The organism is Aporhodopirellula aestuarii (assembly GCF_023701485.1).
Taxonomy (GTDB): domain Bacteria; phylum Planctomycetota; class Planctomycetia; order Pirellulales; family Pirellulaceae; genus Rhodopirellula; species Rhodopirellula aestuarii.
The window spans coordinates 11,711-32,654 of sequence record NZ_JAMQBK010000122.1; the positions used below are offsets into that span (position 1 = coordinate 11,711).

General features: G+C 58.4%; 8 protein-coding genes. 6 read left to right on the forward strand and 2 right to left on the reverse strand.

All coding sequences use genetic code 11. The features are described 5' to 3' along the window. Positions 1–19 precede the first annotated feature (19 nt). Both NB063_RS30895 and NB063_RS30900 read right to left on the reverse strand, forming a co-directional pair. Positions 20–3,514: a pyruvate carboxylase gene (locus tag NB063_RS30895; protein WP_250933491.1), complete on the reverse strand. Its 3,495-nt coding sequence runs from the start codon at positions 3,512–3,514 to the stop codon at positions 20–22. Positions 3,515–3,805: 291 nt separating this feature from the next. After that, the gene (locus NB063_RS30900; RefSeq protein WP_250933493.1) at positions 3,806–4,480 is read right to left on the reverse strand and encodes a hypothetical protein; all 675 of its coding nucleotides are present in this window, start codon (positions 4,478–4,480) and stop codon (positions 3,806–3,808) included. A gap of 355 nt (positions 4,481–4,835) precedes the next feature. Between NB063_RS30900 and NB063_RS30905 the strand changes: the two genes are divergently transcribed. The 6 genes from NB063_RS30905 to NB063_RS30930 all read left to right on the forward strand — a co-directional run bounded on the left by NB063_RS30905 (position 4,836) and on the right by NB063_RS30930 (position 20,380). Then, a complete protein-coding gene (locus tag NB063_RS30905) occupies positions 4,836–5,879 on the forward strand; it encodes a DUF58 domain-containing protein (protein ID WP_250933507.1) in 1,044 nt (347 codons plus the stop codon). Then, complete coding sequence (locus NB063_RS30910) at positions 5,876–8,362, forward strand: BatA domain-containing protein (RefSeq protein ID WP_250933495.1); 2,487 nt, start codon at positions 5,876–5,878, stop codon at positions 8,360–8,362. The genes NB063_RS30905 and NB063_RS30910 overlap by 4 nt, the downstream gene beginning before the upstream one ends. After that, on the forward strand, positions 8,359–10,953 hold the full coding sequence (locus NB063_RS30915; RefSeq protein ID WP_250933498.1) for a vWA domain-containing protein: 2,595 nt from the start codon (positions 8,359–8,361) through the stop codon (positions 10,951–10,953). Before NB063_RS30910 ends, NB063_RS30915 begins: the two co-directional genes overlap by 4 nt. After that, positions 10,950–16,937: a hypothetical protein gene (locus NB063_RS30920; protein WP_250933500.1), complete on the forward strand. Its 5,988-nt coding sequence runs from the start codon at positions 10,950–10,952 to the stop codon at positions 16,935–16,937. Before NB063_RS30915 ends, NB063_RS30920 begins: the two co-directional genes overlap by 4 nt. Then, positions 16,934–18,046: a prenyltransferase/squalene oxidase repeat-containing protein gene (locus tag NB063_RS30925; protein WP_250933502.1), complete on the forward strand. Its 1,113-nt coding sequence runs from the start codon at positions 16,934–16,936 to the stop codon at positions 18,044–18,046. Before NB063_RS30920 ends, NB063_RS30925 begins: the two co-directional genes overlap by 4 nt. 294 nt (positions 18,047–18,340) lie before the next feature. Further along, positions 18,341–20,380 (forward strand): flagellin N-terminal helical domain-containing protein, encoded by a 2,040-nt coding sequence (locus NB063_RS30930; protein WP_250933504.1) that lies wholly within the window; start codon positions 18,341–18,343, stop codon positions 20,378–20,380. Positions 20,381–20,944 lie beyond the last annotated feature (564 nt).

Below are 20,944 nucleotides of genomic sequence, written 5' to 3' on the forward strand. Positions count from 1 at the left end.
GGAGTACGGCACCGCCGTTTTAGTGGACCACAGCGAGGAGATCGCCGGCTTCGACTTGGGTTCCTGGCGGCGTGTGGATTTTTTCGACGGTCCCGTTTGCGGACGCGTTGATCGTCGTCTCCATCTTCATCGCTTCAAGAACAAGTAGTTTCTGGCCCGCTTTGACCTTATCACCTTCGGCGACAGCGACGGTGATCACCATGCCGGGCATGGATGCGGCGACGTGGGACGGATCATCGGGGTCGGCTTTCATCGCCGCTTTGACTTCGATATTGAGTGATCGGTCGACAACGGAGACTTCCCGTGGTTGTCCGTTAAGTTCAAAGAACACGGTCCGAGAACCATCGGGGTGTGGTTGTCCGACGGCCAAGTATCTGACGATCAATCGTTTGCCGGGTTCGATGTCGACGGCGATTTCATCACCCGGTTCTTGTCCGTAGAGGAAGTTCGGCGTTGGCAGCGGTGCGACGTCGCCGTAGGTCTCTCGGTGAGCGGCGAACTCTTCGAACACTTTCGGATAGAGCAGGTACGTCACGGCATCGCGGTCATTCGTTTTCTCCTTCGTCATCGCGGCCGCTTTGTTGCGGGCTTCGTCGATGTCAGCGGGTTCCATCATGGAACCGGGGCGGACCAAGACAGGTTTTTCGCCAGCCAGGATGATTTTGGTGACTTCTTCGGGGAACCCACCCGGCGGTTGGCCCATGCGTCCGCCGATCAAATCCAGAACGCTGGCAGGAAACGCGAGTTGTTTGTCGCTGGTGAGAACTTCCTGCGCCGACATTTCATTGGCGACGAGGAACAACGCCATGTCACCAACGGCTTTACTGGTCGGTGTGACTTTGACGATGTCGCCAAAGAGTTGGTTGACTTCCGCGTAGGCACGGCAAACGGCAGGCCATTGATCAGACAGACCCAGCGCGCGGGCTTGTTGATACAAATTGGTGTACTGTCCACCAGGCATCTCGTGATCGTAAAGGTCGCCGGTGGCGGGCAGCACGTCGCTTTCGAAAGGACGGTAAAATTCGCGGGCGGCCTGCCAATAGGTGGCCAGTTCGGTCAACGCGTCGCTGCTCAGGTCCGATTCTCGATCGGTGAAGCGGAGAGCTTCGACGAGCGTGTTCATGTTCACTTGGCTGGTGCCGCCCGACAGCGGCGCGAGCGCGGCGTCCGCAATTTGAAGGCCTTCATCGGCAGCGGCGAGTACCGTGGCGGCTTGGATGCCGGCGGTGTCGTGGGTGTGCAAGTGGATCGGGATGCCGATCTCTTCACGCAGGGCGCGGATCAGGGTGACGGCGGCTTTGGGTTTGAGTAGCCCAGCCATGTCCTTGATGGCGAGCAGGTGGGCGCCACCGGTCTCGAGTTTTTTGGCGAGGTTGACATAATACTTCAAGTCGTACTTTTTGCGGCCGGGGTTCTGCAAATCTCCGGTGTAACAAATGGATGCTTCGCAGATGCCTCCCTCGGCGAGCACGGCGTCCATCGCGACCCGCATGTTTTCTTCCCAGTTCAACGCGTCAAACACCCGGAAAATGTCCATACCCGCTTGAACGGCTTCGCGGACGAACAGGCGTACAACGTTGTCGGGGTAATTCGTGTAGCCGACCGCGTTACTGGCCCGGAGCAGCATCTGTGTGAGCACGTTCGGAACGGCCGCGCGGAGGTCGGCGAGCCGTTGCCATGGCGATTCCTTAAGAAACCGCATGCTGGTATCGAACGTCGCACCGCCCCACATCTCCAAGGAGAACAGTTGGGGGGCGAGGTGCGCGTAGGCGGGGGCGATCCTCAGCATGTCGTACGTACGAACGCGAGTGGCGAGCAGCGACTGGTGCGCGTCACGCATCGTTGTGTCGGTGAGCAAGAGCCCTTTCTGTTCCCCGATCCAGCGGGTGAGTCCGTCGATGCCTTCTTCACGGAAGATGTCGGCGGTGCCGCGCGGGGGTTGCGCGAGGAGCGGGTATTCGGGGACCGGTGCGGGCAGCGATCGCGTGGCAGGCGGACGACCGGCAACAAGCGGGTTGCCGTTGACAATCGTTTCGGCCAAGAAGGTCAACAGTTTGGTCGCGCGGTCACGACGGCGGGGCAAGCGGAACAGTTCGGGCGTCGTGTCGATCAAGCGTGTCGTGGCTTCACCGGCCAGGAACGTCGGATGATTGACGAGTTTGAGCAGGAAAGGGATGTTCGTCTTGACGCCGCGGATGCGAAATTCCTGCAAAACACGATCCATCCGTGACGCAGCGGCTTCCAGCGTTGGAGCCCGCGCGGTGACTTTTACTAGCATCGAGTCGTAGAACGGGTTCACCACCGCACCGCTGTACGCACTGCCAGCATCGAGTCGAATGCCCAAGCCTGCGGCACTGCGATAGTGGCTGATCCGGCCATAGTCAGGGCGGAAATCCGAGGCGGGGTCTTCGGTCGTCACGCGGCACTGCATCGCGAAGCCGTTCGTGCGAATGGCGTCCTGCGATCCGAGGCCGACCTTGTCGCTGCCGAGCGGGTGCCCTTGCGCGACCAGGATCTGGCTGCTGACGATGTCGATCCCGGTGACTTCCTCGGTAACGGTGTGTTCGACTTGGATCCGCGGATTGACTTCGATGAAATAGAACTTGTTTTCGTCGACGTCGAGCAGGAACTCGACCGTTCCGGCGTTTTCGTAGCCTTTCCCGCCACCGACGGCGCGTCCGATTTTGAGGGCTGACTCGCAGAGTTCGTCACGCATTTGGGGTGACAGGTTGGGGGCCGGCGCGAGCTCGACGACTTTCTGGTGTCGTCGCTGGACGCTGCAGTCACGCTCATAAAGGTGGACGAGGTTTCCGTGACGATCGCCGAGCAGTTGGACTTCGAGGTGGCGAGCCCGTTGGACAAATTTTTCGAGGAAGACTTCGTCGCTGCCGAACGCCGTTTTGGCTTCGCGTTGGGCGGAGTCGAGTGCCCCGGCAAGCTCTTCGGGCTTGAGCACGACACGCATGCCGCGGCCGCCACCACCCTTGGCCGCTTTGAGGATGATCGGATAGCCGAGTTTTTCAGCGGCCGCTTCGGCTTCACCGAACGATGTGACCGATTCGGCGGTTCCGCCGAGCACACGGACGCCGGCGACTTCGGCTAGTTTTCTGGCGCTGGTTTTGTCACCGAGATCACGCAGCGAACGTTCACTTGGACCGACGAACAGCACCCCGGCGGCGTCGAGTGCGGCGGCGAAATCGGGGTTTTCCGAAAGGAATCCGTAGCCCGGGTGGACCGCGTCGACGTCGTGCTTTTTGCAGATCGCAACGATCGCGGGGATGTTGAGGTAGGAGCGGATCGGTTCACCGGCCTCGCCGATTTGGTACGCCTCGTCTGCTTTGAAGCGGTGCAACGCGTAGCGGTCTTCGTGTGAATAGATCGCAACGGTACGGATCCCCAATTCAGTGGCGGATCGGAAAACGCGGGTCGCGATTTCGCTGCGGTTGGCCACCAACAGTTTGCGAATCGGACGGACGGAATTGGACGAGTCGACGGAACCGGAAAGATCAGTCATCTAGCAAATCTATACGTGAGGCAAGGTGGGGAGAGTAGCGGCTAGGGTAGCGAATGATTGCCCCCGCTGGGAAGTCGGCGGAGCGGGTTAGGGTGGCAATTTTCAGCATTAGAGGTGTCGTTCGCCCGAGCGTGCGCCCGAATCAGTCGACGAACGGCATTCCATTGACACGCGACAGGGGCGTTTTCCAGACGGCCGGCGCAAGGGGAGCCCCATCGCGTCTGATGATTGGATCAGACGCTCCCTGTTTCGCTGTTTTGGGGTTAGCCGTTTAGGCTCGGTGCTCGGAACTCAGGATTGCGGCAATTCAAGCTCTGAGAGCGTCTTGACCGCTGAGTCGATTTTGTCGGAAACGTCGGAGTATTCGGCTCCGGTGTCGCCGTGGAGTTTCGCGTCGACGTCGCCGAAGGCGTCAAAGAGCGAATCAATCGCGTCGGCAGCTTGCTCTTTCGCGTCGTCGGGCAGATCGCTCGATTTCGTCATTTCTTCGAGGTGCTCGAGAAGTCCGCCGACCGAGTGCAGTTGATCGTGGATGGAATCGACGTCATCGTCGGCGAAACCTTTGGCGATCGTATCACGCATCGAAACCAGTTGGTCGATCCCTGCGGAAAGCGATTCGGGACCGTCGGGGGCGTCGATCGGCATCAGTGAATCGACGTCGATATCGGCATGGTCGTGATCATGATCATGTCCGTCATGATCGTGATCGTGATCATCATGCTCATGGTCGTGCCCATCGTCGTCATGATCGTGATCATGGTCTGCGGCGGGCGTTTCGACAGGCGGCGCGGTCTTGGCACAGCCCGTCATGGCGACGGTGTAGGCCAGCATCGTGATCACGATGCAGAAACGGGACGAAGCCAGCAAAGCTGATGCGAAAGGGCTGTCGGTTGACGAATTGTCGATTGCGTTCTGCCTTGCCTTCGCTGAACTCAGGGGCCGCGATAACCAGTTTTGGAGTGACATGAGAGGTTCCTTCGGAAGAGCAGTGGGAATGGCCGGGGCGAATGGGCACTGTGTGGATTGTACCGCGTCGTCGCGAGTGATGTTTGCAATCCACGGTGGGGGTTTCGCCAGCGGAGGGAGGCAGGCTCGCTTGGCGAGGCAGCGTGGCTACGAAGGATGCGGATTCAAGGTTCGGCGCATTCGATGTGATCCGGGCAGTTTTCGACGTCGGGAGAGACGAGGCGGCACGTGTTTCCACGCTTGAGTTTCTAGGCGTTCGCATGGATTCTGTGACTGCGAAAGCATGACGGCGAACTATCGAGCGGCTAAAATGAAACGGCCTCCCATCTCCCCGCCCGTTTTGGAACTTCGCCTGATGCGTCTTGCCGATTTATTTCGCGCCCGCGATGTGTCTCGCATCGAAACATTGAGATTGGTCGCTCGTGGGGCGGTGGAGGGATTGGCTGCGGGTCGGCATCGTTCGCCCAACAAGGGTTCAAGTGTTGAGTTTAAAGAGCACCGACCTTACGTGCCCGGCGACGAGCTTCGAAACATCGACTGGAAAGCGTTCGGTAAGAGTGACCGACTGTACATCCGCGAGTTTGAAGAAGAGACCAATTTGCGGTGCATGTTATTGGTTGACCACAGTGGCAGCATGGCGTACGGCGGTGACCGGGCGCGATCACTGACCCGCGAAGCGGTTTCAACGAAGTCATCTGGAAAAACCTCCGCAAGTCCGACCGCTGTCGTTCCGCCGCCTTCGTGGTGGGAGGGAACCAAACAGGAATACGCCAGTGGTTTGGCGGCAGCGTTGTCGTACCTCTTGTTATCGAGTCAAGACTCCGTCGGTCTGATGACGTTTGATTCTCGGGTGCGTGGTTTTGTGCCGCCGCGGATGTTGCCATCGCATTTGAACGCAATTTTAACCACGTTGGCAAACGATCAGCGTGGCGGAGAAACGGACTTGGGGACGGTGCTGCGTCAGGCGGCGGTGAAGCTGCCGAGGCGTGGTTTGGTGGTTTTGATCTCGGACGGGTTTGGAGACGTGGAGTCGCTTGGGCGATCGTTGACGTTGCTCCGCGCCGAGCGGCAGGACGTGATCTTTCTGCAAGTGCTCGATCCCGATGAGGTTGATTTTCCGTTCACCGATCGGATCGAGTTTCGCGATCTCGAAGCCGAGACTCAGCGTGAGGTGATTGATGCTCGCCAGATTCGCACGCGGTACCTCGAATCGCTCTCAAGGCATAACGCGATGATCGCGGCCGCGTGTCGTCGCAACCGCGTGGATCATCTGTTGATCACGACAGACTTGCCGTTGGTCGATTGCTTGTCCCGTTTCGTCGCGATGCGTCAAGCGGGGCCGGTGTCGGGTTCGGCAACGGTTTCGAAGGTGATCGCGAATCCGGGAACGCGAGAATGACTTTCGTCAACGGGATCATGGCTCTCGGTGCGGCGGCGTTTGTCGTGCCGCTCGTGATCCATCTTTTGTTTCGCAGTCGCTATCGATCGATGGATTGGGGAGCGATGTTTTTGTTGCAGGACGTCGTGCGTGCCAACCGTCGACGGATGCAATGGCACCAATGGATCTTGCTGGCTCTGCGATGTGCGATCCCAATCTTGCTGGCGCTTGCGATGGCCCGGCCGTTGATCTCGTCGGTGCAATCGTTAGCAGGTAAACAACCCGTGTCCTTGGTCGTGATGGTTGACGACAGTCGATCGATGTCCGCGGGAATGCGATCGACGCGCGCTGTCGACGGCGTGATCGAGTTGCTCGATTCGATGTCACGTGGCGATGAAGTGATCTTGATTCCGGCCAGCGAATTGTCGGCCCCGGTATCGATCGGTTCAGCGGTCGATGCCAAGGCGAAACTCAAGGAGCTACGCTTCGACGGTGGAGCGATGGATTTGGCGGCGACGTTGCGGTCGGCTGCATCGGCATGTCGGCAAGCATCGAATCCGTATCGCAGGATCGTGGTCGTTTCGGATTTTCAAGACAACACGCTGCGTCGCAATGGTGGTCATGACGTATCCGATGGTGAACCAACGTCGTCGTCGATTCTCGGGGCGATCGATTCGATCGAGGAACGGTTTGCCCAGTTTGACCCGCGGCCGCAAGTGGATTTTTTAGATGTCGGAGAAACGGATGACGAGACCGCTTCGATGGCGAATGTGGTTGTGGAATCGGTGCGGGTTGACGTGCCCGCGATTCTTGTCGGCCATGACGTACCGATCGAGGCCACGATTCGTAATGATTCTGATCTGCCCGTCACCAACCTGCGGGCGAATTGGATGGTGGATGGGCGGACTTTCAATTCCGAAATTGTGGCGATTGAGCCACGCGGAACGGTGAGTTTGAAATGGCAAACGAATTTCGACACCCCCGGCGGGGCGAGCGTGGGGCTGGCGATCGAACACACCGATGTGATCGCCGCGGACAATCGACGTGAATACGCGATCGATGTTCTACATCCGATCCGAGTTTGGTTGGTCGATGGGGATCCCTCGATACAACCGCTCCAGAGCGAAACGGACTTTTTGAAAGTTGCATTAAGCCCGTTTGCGTTTCGATCGACCACACAGGATCCGCGGCGCGGCAGTCGAGCGGCGGAGTCGGTCGTCGACCCGCGACAACGCGATGTGGTATCGACGAAAGTATTGACGACCAAGTCACTGGATAGCGAACTAGGGAGTTTGAACCTGAATCTGGTTTCTGCGAACCAGGCGAAAGGAAAACAGGACGCTCGAGCAACATCCAAACTCGCCGAAGACTTTCCTGATCTGATCGTGTTCGCGAACGTCGCTCGGCCGCCGTCGTATCAATCAAAGACTCGTGTGGGAGAGAAGGCGGACGATGATCCGGTGGATCGCTATCTCGCTGCCGGGGGACACGTGTTGTTTTTTGACGGTGACCGTGTCGATGCCGACGCATGGAGTGACTGCGACTGGTTACCCGCGGCGATGAAGGGTATTCGAGATGCGGAGACGAAACCGTTTCGGATCGAACCACCGGGAGCAAGAGTCGGGGCTTGGCGGGCGCTCGGGAGTGACGAAGATTCGTTGTTCGATTCGGTGGCGATCGGTCGCCGTCGCGAATTAGTGGCCAAGTCAGATGCGGCGTCGGTGCTGCTGAGAACGGAGGCGGGCGAGCCGCTCGCGGTGACGCATTGGTACATGCAGGAATCCGATGGCGATGAAACGGGCAAAGTCCCGGCGGACGATTCGGACGAGGTGGTTGATGGGCTAACCGTTCACCAAGGTCGGGTGGTTCAGTTCGCGTTCCCCTGCGATACGGCATGGTCCAATTTGCCGTTGCGGCCAGTGTTTTTGCCGATGCTACAGCAGTTGGTACTCGAAATGGTCGGCGACAACCGGCAAGGGAATATTGCCCCAGGAACGCCGATGATCGTCCGTCCTGATCGAGAATGGGTTGCGAGCGGGCAAGCTTCGGTATGGCAGGTGACCACGCCTGATGGCAGCACACGGTCGTTATCGACGTCGGCGGAAAAACCACTCGTTTATCGAAATACCAATCGGGTCGGGGCTTATCGATTCGGTATCAAACCGACTGCCGAGATGGAAATGTTCGATGCGGATGACGCGGAAGCGCCAGCAGGATCATTTGTAAACGTGCGAGTCGTCGAGGTCCCAGCCGCCGAGTCGGAATTGCGCCGTGCCGCACCGGAGTTGCTCGCGGAGTGCGTCGAGCGGTTGAAGGCGAATCGTTATGAGGATGCCGGGGGACTCGTTGCGGCAGCCCAGCATCAGCGATTTGGAACCGAAGTATGGCGTCCGTTGCTGTGGCTGTTGCTGGCGATCATGGTCACTGAAATATTGTGGCAGCAGCTCGGAGTGACGAAGTCTGCCAATCGGTTCGCTGGTGCGAATGCGGGGGCCGTTTCGTGAACGTTCCGTCATCGCATCGTTGGGATGAGGTCGCGTGTCTCGGGGGCCTGCGTTTCTCGACGGACTGGCCCGCGTGGGTGATCGTGGCGGCGTCGTTGACGGTTGCGTTTGTGGTGATGTGGCTGTATCTGCGTGAGACGGCATCGATCGGTTCGCCATGGTCATGGCTGTTACCCGCCATGCGTGGGACAGCGGTAGTCTTGGCGTGTCTGCTGTTGGCGGGTCCGGTGTGGCATCACCGGCAGGTGGTCGGGAACCCGGCGAAGATCGTGTGGGCGGTTGACCGGTCGCAAAGCATGGGACAGCAGGACTCTCAATCGGGAATGAACGCGAACCGTTTACGGCGGGCCACGGATCTGTTGTTCGGAAGAGATCGTGACGACGGATGGATCGAGCAACTCCGCGAAACGCATCTGATGGACGTCGTGGCGTTTGATGAACGATCGCGAGTGGCGTGGAGTTCGGAGATGGCGGATTCCGCGTTTGAGAGTTCTGGCGAATCGGAGAACAAGCCGAACGACGAGAGTACGCGATCGAGCGAATTGCTCGAGCAAGCCGATGGGCTGCAGACTGATTTGAGTTCACCGCTGAGTTTGGTATCCGAAAGCGTTCGCGCCAGCGTCGATGCGGATCGCGAAAGCGATGCTGGGGACTCAGAAGATGTTGCGTCGCGGGTCGTGGTTTTGTTTTCCGATGGTCGAGATTCGGCAGGCAGGAGCGATGCGGCGGAACTCGCGACTCAGTTGGCGGACGCGGGGTGGCAGGTGCACACGGTCGGAATGGGCAGCGTGGAAGAGTCGCCTGACGTTGGCGTGATTGATGTCGACGTGCCCGAACGGGTGGCCGATGACGGTCGCTTGGCGGGCCGCGTGTGGGTGAAACATTACGGGCACGAACAGCGGACCGCGAGGGTGGAAATTCGCAGCGAGAATGCAGTCGTTTGGACGGATACTTTCGCGATCAAAGGAGACGGTAAGACTCCCGTTGATTTTGATTTTGCCGTCGAATCCTTAATGGAACGGGCGACTTTAAATGACGTGCGTGGCGTTGACCGGGATAGCGTGGCATTGTCGCTGACCGCGAGCGTTTCGATTGACGACGTCGTGGGAGAGGACGCCGCGGGCTCGATTGAATCAGACGAAGATCGGCTCTCGGTGAACGCGGCGAACGATTCGATGGCGTTTCGCGTGGCTGCGGCGTCGCGGGAACGGCGGTTATTGATTCTCGATGGTTCAGCGCGTTGGGAGGTTCGGTACCTTCGCAATCTGTTTTCTCGCGATCCCGCATGGGCGGTCGATACGGTTTTGTTTGGACGTGGGACTGATTCGCCGGTTGTAAAACGAGGCGAGGATTTTGGTGAATTGCCGGGCTCGGCGAGGGCGTGGTCGCGGTACGACGCGGTGATTCTTGGTGAGATTCCTCCGGATCAATGGACCTGGGCAGATGCGTCGCGGTTGTCGGAGTTTGTTGCGGGAGGCGGTGGACTGATCGTTGTGGATGGTCGTTATGGGCGGGTTGCTGAGTTGTTGAGTGTCCAGGCAAAGCAGGCCACTCCGTCGAGTGCTTACCCGCCACGAGTTCCTAACGAGGCCAACGCAACGCGAGAGGCGAGGATGGCGGCGCTGTTGCCGGTTCAATTCAATGAAACAGATGCCCGCCGTTCAGACATCCGCTGGATCGAGCCAACCGATATGGGACGCTCGAATCCGGTGATGTTATTGGACGTTGGCGGCGAGGGGCAGTTGGGCGGTGGAGAATCGGGGGAATCGGTCGAGATTTGGAAACACCTACGGGCTCCAACGTCGATGACGTCGGTTACCCCGCAGCCCGATGCAGAGGTCTGGGCGGAGGCGGTGGATGGTGCGGGGGAACGTTCGCCTTGGTTGGTTACACGGCTCTTTGGCGCCGGACGCGTTTTCTATTTGGCATCCGATCAAACGTGGCGTTGGCGGTATAAGGTTGAGAGCAAATTGCATAGCCGGTTTTGGAATCAATTGATGACCGCGGCGATGCAGCCGCCGTATGCGGTTCGTGACGAGTTCGTCGCCATCGGCACTGACAAGATCGACTACCGTGTCGGACAATCGGCAACGATTCGTGTTCGGTTGTTGCATTCGATGGGGCTCGAAGGAGACGCAGTAACGTCATCGACGGTGGACGCGTTGGTGTTGAAGGACGATCATGTGGTCGCGTCGATCCCGCTACGGCTCGACGACCCGCAGCGACGCACGTATGTCGGCCAAACGGATGCCTTGCCTGAGGGCGAGTACCGGGTTCGGGTACGGGCGAGCGGATTTGACTCGGCGGCACTCAAAGCGACCACGCCGTTTTGGGTGGTGCCGCCTCGACGCGGTGAACTGGATCGAGTCTCGGTCGACGAAGCGACTCTGCAACGGATCGCGACTGCCGGCGGTGGCGTTTATGTTCACGAGTCCTCGGCCGACGACATTTTGTCTCGACTCAAGCCGCTTTCGAGCGGCCGGATCGTCGAGTCTGACACGCCGCTTTGGCAAACGTGGTGGATCTTCGTCATCATGATCGCATTGCTGGCGACGGAATGGTGGTTTCGCAAAAAGGTGGGCTTGGTATGAGCGGACTTGGATATTCGAAAAGTGATAGCGGCGGCATGTTGCTGACCGAACCGCCACGATCCACCGGTGTACCTGAGCCGCCCGCGCGCAGTGAGATGCTTCCGCAGACACAGACGGCGATCATTCGGTTTGCCAACCGGCGGGCGAGATTGCAGTTGTGTCGTGGGGTGGCGATCGGCGTGATCACACTGGTTGCTGGAATGTTGCTGCTCGTCGCGGTAGATCATTTATTCCGGCTGACGACGTCGGCCCGAATTCTGTTGACGGTGGGGATGGATGTCGCCGCGGTTTTGGCCGCTTGGTTTGGCGGGATCAGACAATCTCGCCATCGCGATTGGGCGGCAATCGCCCGGGGCATGGAATCGGCGACCCCGAGATTGCGAGAACGATTGCTGTCGGCGGTTGAACTCGAAGACCCACGGGTGGCCAACGGGTCTGTTGAATTTCGCTCGAAGCTGCAGTCCGGGGTTGCCGCGGAACTTTCGGCGGTCGACGTTCGCATGATGCTGCCTTGGGGATTGGTGCGACGGTCCTTGTTGACGGCGGTGGGAGCGGTGTTGGTGGTGACACTGTTGTGTGCGATTCCATCGTTGCAATTGCCCCGCAGGCTGGCGCGAGCGTTTGTTCCGATCGCCCCGATCGAACGAGCATCGATTACCAAAATCGCGATCGTTTCGCCGACGCCGCCCACTCGCGGTGTTGCCGAGGGAGATTTGGTCGCTGTGATGGTTGAGATCGGGCGATTGCGAGGCGGCGACGTTGAGTTGCAGTGGCGGAGCGATGACGGACGGGGAGGGCGGCAGCGGATGGCACCGCGTGATCGTCTTGATCGATCATCCTCGAATCTCAACGCAACGGCAGATCCGCTGCGACAACAAAATGGTTCGGTGGAGAGCAGTGACGTTGCCGTCGGAAAAACGCGCGAAACGGGGGCCGCCGAAATCTTTGCGGCCAATGTTCAAGTCGACACGACTCCGGTGCACTACCGGGTTCTGGCCGGCGACGGGGAAACGTTATGGCATACCCTGACACCGATGCCGCGTCCTCGAGTGGTTTCGTATGAGAAGCGATATCAGTTTCCGTCTTACGCGAAGTTGCCTGATGTGGTGACTTTGGAAGAGCACGGTGATCTGAAGGCTCTCGTCGGCACGCGAGCGGAAGTGACGGTTGTTTTTGACCAGCCGGTCCGTATGGCTGAGATCGCATTCGGCGACGGGGCCACGGATGCTCGGGTTCCGATGCGGAAAGTGGATGGCGATCCGACGCGGTTTCTCTTTCCCGTCGCGATCAAGACACCGGGAAGTTATCGGGTAGATGCGATTAGTTTGCAGAGCGAACTCAATAACCCGTTTTTGCCACGAAACGCCATCGATCCCATCGTCGATCAATCGCCGATCGCGGCTTGGTCGCCCTCTCTGCCGATTCGTCAGATCACGTCTTCAGCCGCAGTGTTGAAACTCACGGGGAGGATCGAAGATGATTTGCCGATGGATCGATACGTTCTGCAATACATCCGCGACGATGGACCGGTACGGGAACGATTGACATCGATCGATCCGCCGGTGAACGAAAGTGAAGTCGAGATCGTTTGGGACATGATGGATCTTGACGGCACCGGCACACATGCGAACGCATTGCCGTCGGGAACGCTGCTGAAAGCACGGTTGGTCGCACTTGACCGAGCAGGCCACCGAGGGGAATCGGAATGGTTGCACGTTTATATCGGGGGCGACAATTTCGATCCTCATCGCCATGACCGGTTGTTCGAGTTGCAGTCGTTTACCGAACGAGTGAACCAGTGGTGGAACGATGTGGAGGAATGGGGGGAGCGTGTCGGCGAAGCAAGCCGCGCGGCGAAAGAAACTGAAGGTTCGCCAATTGATCCTCCGAGCGACGTGTATTCCACCGAACTAGCACGGTTGCAAAGTCGTTGGCTCGAGTTGGCCGGGGGTTTTGACGCCAATGCGTTGCGTCGTGCCAATTTGCTAAGTCAACAACAGGGCGAAGACAGCGAAGGCAGGCCGCCCCTGACGCTCGATCAGATGATGTCGCAAAGCAACGATTCGATGGCGGTTGACCGCATGTCTTTGATGGATCGCATCGTGATGAACACACTTGCCGATTTCGAAGCCTCAATCACGCGGTGGGGTCTGGCCGCTGAGATGGGAGAGCGAGTGCCGCGCCGCAAGCGGGAAGTCGTGTTGCGGGACGTGATGGAATCGGTGCGACGGGGCGAAGGGGTTGCCAAGCAGATCGGCGGATTGTTTTCAGAGCTTCTCGCCGTGGAGTTGGCTGCCGCAACATTGCATGACCTGAACGCGGTCCGCGCGGATGTGGATATGCTCGCAAGTGAAGACTCGTCGATCCCGATCGAACGTTTGCCCGGTCAAGCCGAGTTACTCGCTGAGCGGGTTCAGGAACTGGAAACCTTGATTGATCGGCTTGAAGACGAGTTGCCAAAAGTGGCGGTGCAACACCTCCGGAATTTGCGGCGATTTTTGAATGAGTCGACCAACCGAATGATGGAGGCCAAAGAGAATCTCACGTCGTCGCGAAATCCCGATGTCAAAAGTTTGTTTCATGAAGCAATGGAGAGGTTGCGAGACGACATGTCGCAACATCACGTCGGTTCGTTGATCCACGGCAATACCTATAACGCGATCGCCGGGGCGGTTCGCGAGATGGGCCGCAATGAACAGCACATTCATTCCGCGATCAAACCGTTTGTCGCTGCCGGGGGTAACCTGATTGAGGCCGGCGAACGGGTCCGCCGCGAGAAAGACAAAGGCGATACCAACGAGATAGATGCTTCGGCAGCGACCGAGATGCTGAGCCGTCGCGAGTATGACGACCGGCGTGAAGAATTAATCCGTCGCTTCGAGCGTGCCGAGTCTAGCGAACAGGTGCGGACGGATTCGCTGGTCAAAGTCGCTGCTGATTTTCGGCTGGTCGGCCGGGTTATCGAACATGTCACGCAGGAAGGGTTTGTTCCCTACGAAGGTGAGCCTGCAGAGGACTTGTTTGAACGGATTGGCCGTGCGGCGACGGTATTGGAGTCGGGCGGGATGACGATGCGGATGGTTCGGCAATTGCAGGATATGGTCGATCGTGAGCGGCACGGACGCAACGCTGCGGATCTCGCGATCCGGCAAGGTATCCGTTTGGAACACTTTCAGGTGTTCAGCGAAACACCGCTGCAACAGTTGCGAGATCTGCATCCCGATGCTCCCCTGTTTGACGAATTGCGGTCGACTCGGTGGAACGAGGACTACGCTCAGGCACGTGAATTGATTTTGCGAAGACGATACAGTGGTGAGGAGTTTGTTTCCGCATCCGCTCCGGTGCAAGCGATGGTGAACGTTTTTCGTCGAGCGATGCCGTCGATTGAAGGATCAATGGAGGAGGCACGTGCGACATTAAGAGCGATGTTGCCGACGACCGGTGAATTAGCTCAGGCGGCTGCGGACGAAGCCAAGGCTCAACCGGAATCGCCGCGGTTGGACCAATTGCAGGAGAAGGTTGATCGGGTTGCGGAAAATTTGGTCGACCGTGCCAACGAAGCCGATTTGACGGAGGCGAAGGAACGTGAACTCGCCCGTGATGCCGACGCTGCACTGCGGAAGATCCAAGAGCAGATGGAGGCGGTCGCGGCGCCGATCCGTCAGGCACCCGATTCCGAGACTCCTCCCGACGTCACCGAACAACTCGATCAACTTGCCGAAACGCTTGAGCGGACTGCCGCACATTTTGATGCCGCCGAGGCCGGTGAGGACGTGTCGGAAACTCGCGAGGCGTTGCGAGAGGGATTGGATCAAGACATGGCGTCCGATGCGATCGACGACGCACGCCGTGACGCGGAAGCGAAAAACAAGTTCGCCGAAACGAGTCCCGAAGAGCTGCTTCGTCGATTGGAGGAACAGCTGCGACGCGATCCTCCGATGCAGGAGGCGCTTGCGGATATCTCTGACAAATCAGTTGCGGATATCGAACAGGCGGTCCGGTCCGCGGCCGAACAAGAGAGGCGTCTGCAAGGTGAATTGGAAAAATCTGATCCCGAATTCATCGAAGAGAAAAGAATGCGACGGGGTCAGCTTCGATCGTTCGCCGCACAGGCCAGCGCGGTCAACGATCAATGGCTCGCTGCGGCTGAAACCGCGAGCCACCGCCTCAACGACATTGACGCTCGCGATTCGATTCGCGAAATGAGGCAACGGTTACAGGAAGCGACCGCGGCGGCTGAGCAAGTTCAGCACGATGAGGCGTTGATGGAAGAGATTCGTTCGGCATCGCAACAGCTGCGTTCCACGCTTGCGGAAACCGCCCACGAAGCCAGCGAGTTGCAGCGGAACTCGAAACGCCAATCTGCTGAACGGATCGTTGAGGACGACAAACAACGAAAGCAGCTGGCCAAGGATGCTGAGAATTTGCAGCGACGGACGCAGAACGAATGGGTTAAGTCGCTCGACAGACATGCCCAGGAATGGCGGCAACGTCGTGACGAAGCGGGACGACGGATCCAGCAAAACCAAAACCAGCAACGCGATGCTCAAAACCGACTACGACAAGCTGAGAATCAGCTCGCTGCCAACCCTGACCAGCAATGGGCTCAGCAAAACGTGCGTGAGAGTCGTGAACGCGTCGACGATGCGACGAAAGCGGTCGACGCAGCCAAGCAAAGTCGGGAGGCAGCAGCGGAAGCGATGGACGAAGCCGAGCGTCTGACTAACGCGGCGAAGAAGCAGTCCGTCAAAGCGATGGAAGCGGAGAACCCGATCGCCGAGTTGCTGTCGCGTGCTTCGGAAATTTCCGATCGCGAAATGGTGCGGTTGAGCGAAGGATTGCAACAACTCGAAGAGGAATCCATTCCGAGCGACGAACCATCGCCGTCATCCGCATCTGCGAAGACGCTCGCGCGGCAGCAAGACCAAGCTCGCCAAGCGGTCGCCCAGGCTGCGGGCGATCTCCAACGCGCCGCACGACATGAGGAACGGTTGGGGAATTCGGAAGCCGCGACGGGGCTGCGTTCTGCCGCGGACCAGCTCGATGAAATCGCCCAATCTTCTATGGAAGAAGCACTTGAAAGCCTTGAACGTACATCGGCCCGGGAAGCGACATCGGAGGAGGGGCCTGCACCGAAACAGCCCGCTCGGAGTCAGCTCGGAGAAGCGGCTGCAATGCTGGCCGAACAGGCCGAAGCAATCGCGAGTCTCGCCGGGGTCATGTCCTCGGCAGCCGACGATTCGGCCGGCGAGGATTCTGGAGGCTCTTCGACGAACTCCGCGTCCCAAGATTCGCCGTCGGGTACGCCCACAAATGAGGGAACGCTCGCCGAAACCGATCGCTCGGAGAAGCTCGCCCGAACGCTCGACGAAATCGACCGTGAACTCTATGGCCGACCGATGTCATCATCCTCCACTGGTGAATCAGGCGATAGGAAATCGTCACAGGGAGCGGCAGAGCAAGGCGATGCGGGGTCGGAAAGTGAAAGTGGACAGGCGGGCGAACCGTCTGAGGGGCAACCGAGTTCTGCGGCCTCGGCTGGCCAAGCCTCACCGACACTCTCTCGAACTGCGGAACAGGCCACTCGTAATCTTGCAGAGTCTCGTCAGCAACGGCTCAGTCAAATTGCGTCTGCGGGGCAACCCAATCCGAGTCCGTCGGGACAACCGGGAGAAGAGTCCGGCGATTCGGCGGACCCCGGTGCAGAGTCTGGTAAACCCGGAGAGCAGAAGGGAACGCCTGGAACGCATTCGGGAGATTCGATGAATATCCCAGAGGGCGGTTATCTGAGTATCGACGAGCAGAACCGCGTCAACGGAGATTGGGGGAATCTGCGTCAACGCAAGAGCAATGATGTGATTCAAGATCGCAAGACTGCGGTTCCGTTAACGTATCGACCGGCGATCGAAGCGTACTTCCAGGCGATTGCCGCGGAGGCGGCGCGACGGGAGTCGTCTTCATCCGATGCGGAGGGTGGGCAATGAATCGTGATTTGAATCGGCGTCGGTTGCTTTCGTTGTTCGGAGGGGGAGCGGTATGGGGATCGGTCGCTTCGCTGCCAATGGGGACGACGGCGTGGGCGGAGGATCTCGAGAGTCTGTATGTGCCAGACGCCGTCGATCGGGCGGTTGAGCGTGGGATCGACGCGTTGTTGCGATACCAAAACGAAGACGGATCGATTGCGGATCGGGGACGGGCGACCGCGATGACATCATTGGCGATCATGGCATTCGCCTCGGTCGGTGTCGTCGCCGGTGAGGATTCCCCTCGTGGTCGAGCGTTGGATCGGGCGATCGAGTACGTGCTGAGGCCTCGCAACCAATCCGACGGGTATTTCGGTAGGCAAGACGGATCGCGAATGTACGGTCACGGCATCACGACCTTGATGTTGACCGAAGTGCTGGGGATGGGATCGTCCGTCCAGCAGAACGAGCGAATACATGATGCACTCGATGCCGCGATCAAGTTGATCCTGAAGTCGCAAGCGGTGAATAAACCGACGAACCTCCAAGGCGGTTGGCGATACACGCCCGACGCGAGAGATTCCGATCTGTCCGTGTCGGTATGGCAAGTGATGGCATTGCGATCGGCGAAGAACGACGGGCTCGATGTTCCCGTTGAGTCGATCGACAAGGCGGTCGCTTATTTGGAAAACTCGTACACTTCCCCGTTGGATGACCGCGGGGTGCCACGAGAATCGATGGGGGGGTTTGCCTACACGCCTGGAACACGGCATCCCTCTTTTACGATGACCTCGGCCGGGTTGCTCGCGATGCAAACCTGTGGTCGGTACGATTCGCCGCTTGTGACTGGCGCGTCGAAGTGGTTGCTTGAGCATCCTCCGCGGAACAATGATCGGTTCTTTTTCTACGGCATGTATTACTATGCCCAAGGCATGCATCAAGTCGGCGGGGAATCCGCGGATACGGCAACCCGTCTGACGGCTGAGTTGCTTTTGCGATTGCAGACCCGGGCGGGGCATTGGGTCAGCTATGAGGGTGAAGAACGCAACATCGGGATTGTGTACGCGACGACATTGGCGATTCTCAGCCTGGGTGTCCGCTACCACTACCTACCCATTTATCAGCGATAAGTTGGTGTTCATGGCATCGAGCGGGCCACATCTGGCACGTCAGTGTGCGGGGTGAGGCTTAACTCATTTCCTAAATGATCGGGTTGTGTCGATTGGTCCGTCTGCATGCGGTGGGGGTGGTAGGGCCGATTGCAAAATCTTGGTGTTTTTTGCGCACGGCCCTTGATCGCATCCCATGTTTGTGGTGGACGTCGTGCCTGCGTGTGTGGCGTTCCAGTCCGGCCACGAAACAGTGTTGGTCCGGGTTGTTCCACCTAAAAATAAAAACAATCAACCCATCTTGGGACTATCAACATGACTCGTATCAACACCAACGTTTCGTCTTTGGTCGCGCAAAACCGACTTCAAAGTAGCAACAATGACCTTCAAACATCGCTGACTCGTCTTTCAACCGGTCTGCGAATCAACTCCGGTAGCGACGATCCTGCAGGTTTGTTGGCCAGTGAAGCTCTCCGTAGTGAAATCACCGGTTTGACCAAGTCGATCAGCAACACACAACGTGCCAGCCAAATCATCAGCACCGCTGACAGTGCCCTGGGCCAGGTCAGCAACTTGCTCAACGATATCAAAGGTCTCGTGGTCGAAGCCGGTAACTCGGGTGCACTGAGTGACGACGAAATTGCGGCTAACCAACTTCAAATCGATTCCTCACTCGAAGCAATCAACCGGATCGCCCAGACGACGACGTTCCAAGGTCGTAAACTGCTCGACGGTTCACAAGACTTCGTCAGCACGCTCGGCAGTGTTTCGTCGGTCAAAGACGCTTCGATCGACCAAGCCAAGCTCGGCAAGACTGGTAAGATCGATGTGAGCGTGGACATCACCCAGGCGGCGGAACAGGCAAGCGTTGAGATCAGCAGCGACGCGTTCAACGCAGCTGACGTCGATCCCGATGCGACCAGCGCCGTCGCAACGAAGACCATCGACATCACGGTCGGCGGTGAAACCGTTACGATCACCGGCAACGCTGATTTCAGCAGCGTGACGATCACTGAGGACAACGCACTCGCCGCGACGGCAACTGCGGTAAACACCACCGGTGCAATTGAAATCACATTTGACGGTGACTCGAACCCATCGGACGTTCAAGACGTTCTCGATGCACTTAACGGCATCGAAGGAATCGTCGCGGTCAGCGACGGAGACGGCACCGGAACGGTTGTGTCCGGTGACGCCGCAGCATCTGCCAACACCGCCGATGGTACCGATGTGGGACTCAAGGTCACCGGCGCTGGCCTTGACGATTTGACGATCAACTACACCGCCGGTACGGACGCCGATGTCGTTGCAACGTTCGATGCGGACACCAACACGCTGAACGTCGCTCTGGGCACGACGACGTCGAACAACACGTTGACCAACATCGCGGCGAAGATCGACGCACTGGATGACCTCAGCACCGAGATCGTTGACGACGCCGGTGACACGCTCGCCGGATTTGGCGACTTGACCGTGGCGACTGGTGACCTCCCTGCCGAGGCAACCGGGACCGCTATCAAAGCTGGTCTTAAAGATGACCTGGTCTTCCAACTCAATGGTAGCGATGGTGCCGAAACGTTCAACTTCGGTGCCGGAACCACGGTCGCTCAAATCAAAGCCGCTATCAACCTGGTCAGCGACTCGACTGGCGTCAGTGCTGACGGAACCACCAGTGTGACGTTGAGCAGCACCGACTACGGTAGCAAAGCACTCGTCAACGTTGACGTGATCAGCGAAGGCGACGATGGCGAATTCGCCACGAGTCTCTCAGCATCGCGTGCAACAGGTACCGACATCAAGGCGAGCATCAATGGTGTTGAAGCAAGCGGTAAAGGAAACAGTTTCTCGATCAATACGGCAACGCTCGACCTATCGTTGACGGTCGACGAAGGCAGTTCGACTGACTTCTCGTTCAGCATCACCGGTGGCGGTGCAACGTTCCAACTCGGCCCTGGTGTGAACAGCCAGCAACAAGCGAGTCTCGGTATCGGCAGCGTGTCGACCGGACAACTCGGTGGCGTGTCGGGACGTCTCTACGAACTCGGTAGCGGCCAAGCTAAGAGCTTGACCAGCGATGTTACCGGTGCCGCCGACGTGATCAACGAAGTCATCAGCAAGGTTGCTCAGTTGCGTGGTCGATTGGGTTCGTTCCAATCCACGACGCTCGAAAGTAACTTGGTTTCGCTCAACGAAACCAAAGCGAACCTGCAAGATGCGGAAAGCACCATTCGTGACGCTGACTTCGCTCAAGAATCGGCTAACCTGACTCGTGCTCAGATCCTCGTTCAATCGGGAACGAACGTTCTTGCACTCGCCAACCAGAACCCGCAGAACGTTCTTTCGTTGCTGCGATAATCGTAAATTGAGCCGGAGTCATTCTTCGGCTCAGTGAATGGTTTGTCAGCCACCATAAGGCTGACAAGATTTGGATGGTTCCGTCTGTAAAGATGATATCGTCCAAAGAATTGTCCGGGGGGACAACATTGCAATGAGCTCGAAGCCCTGGGGTGCGATTATTCGTGCCCCAGGGTTTCTTGTGCGCTTGGCGAAATCAGAATAACGGCGTTGGAGGGGCATCCCCTGTTTTTCCCAACGAGCCGAAACCATACGCGTCATTGGTGAATGGTCTAACGCGACACCGCCGCTTCTCACGTAGCTCGGTCTCTCGGGACATTGATTTAATTACTGCGGGATTCCAAAAATTGCGGAACGGCGCGAGCCGTCCGGTGACTCGGGACCAGACGGCTCGCGCCGTTCCGCTAAGAAAAGCACAAAATCACTCGATGTCCCTCGAGACCGAGAATTACAAGCATCTCCCGCTTCCGGAGCCTCGGCGAGCGCCGATTGAATTACTGCGGGATTTCAAATGTAGCGGAACGGCGCGAGCCGTCCGGTAACGCGGGACCAGACGGTTTGCTC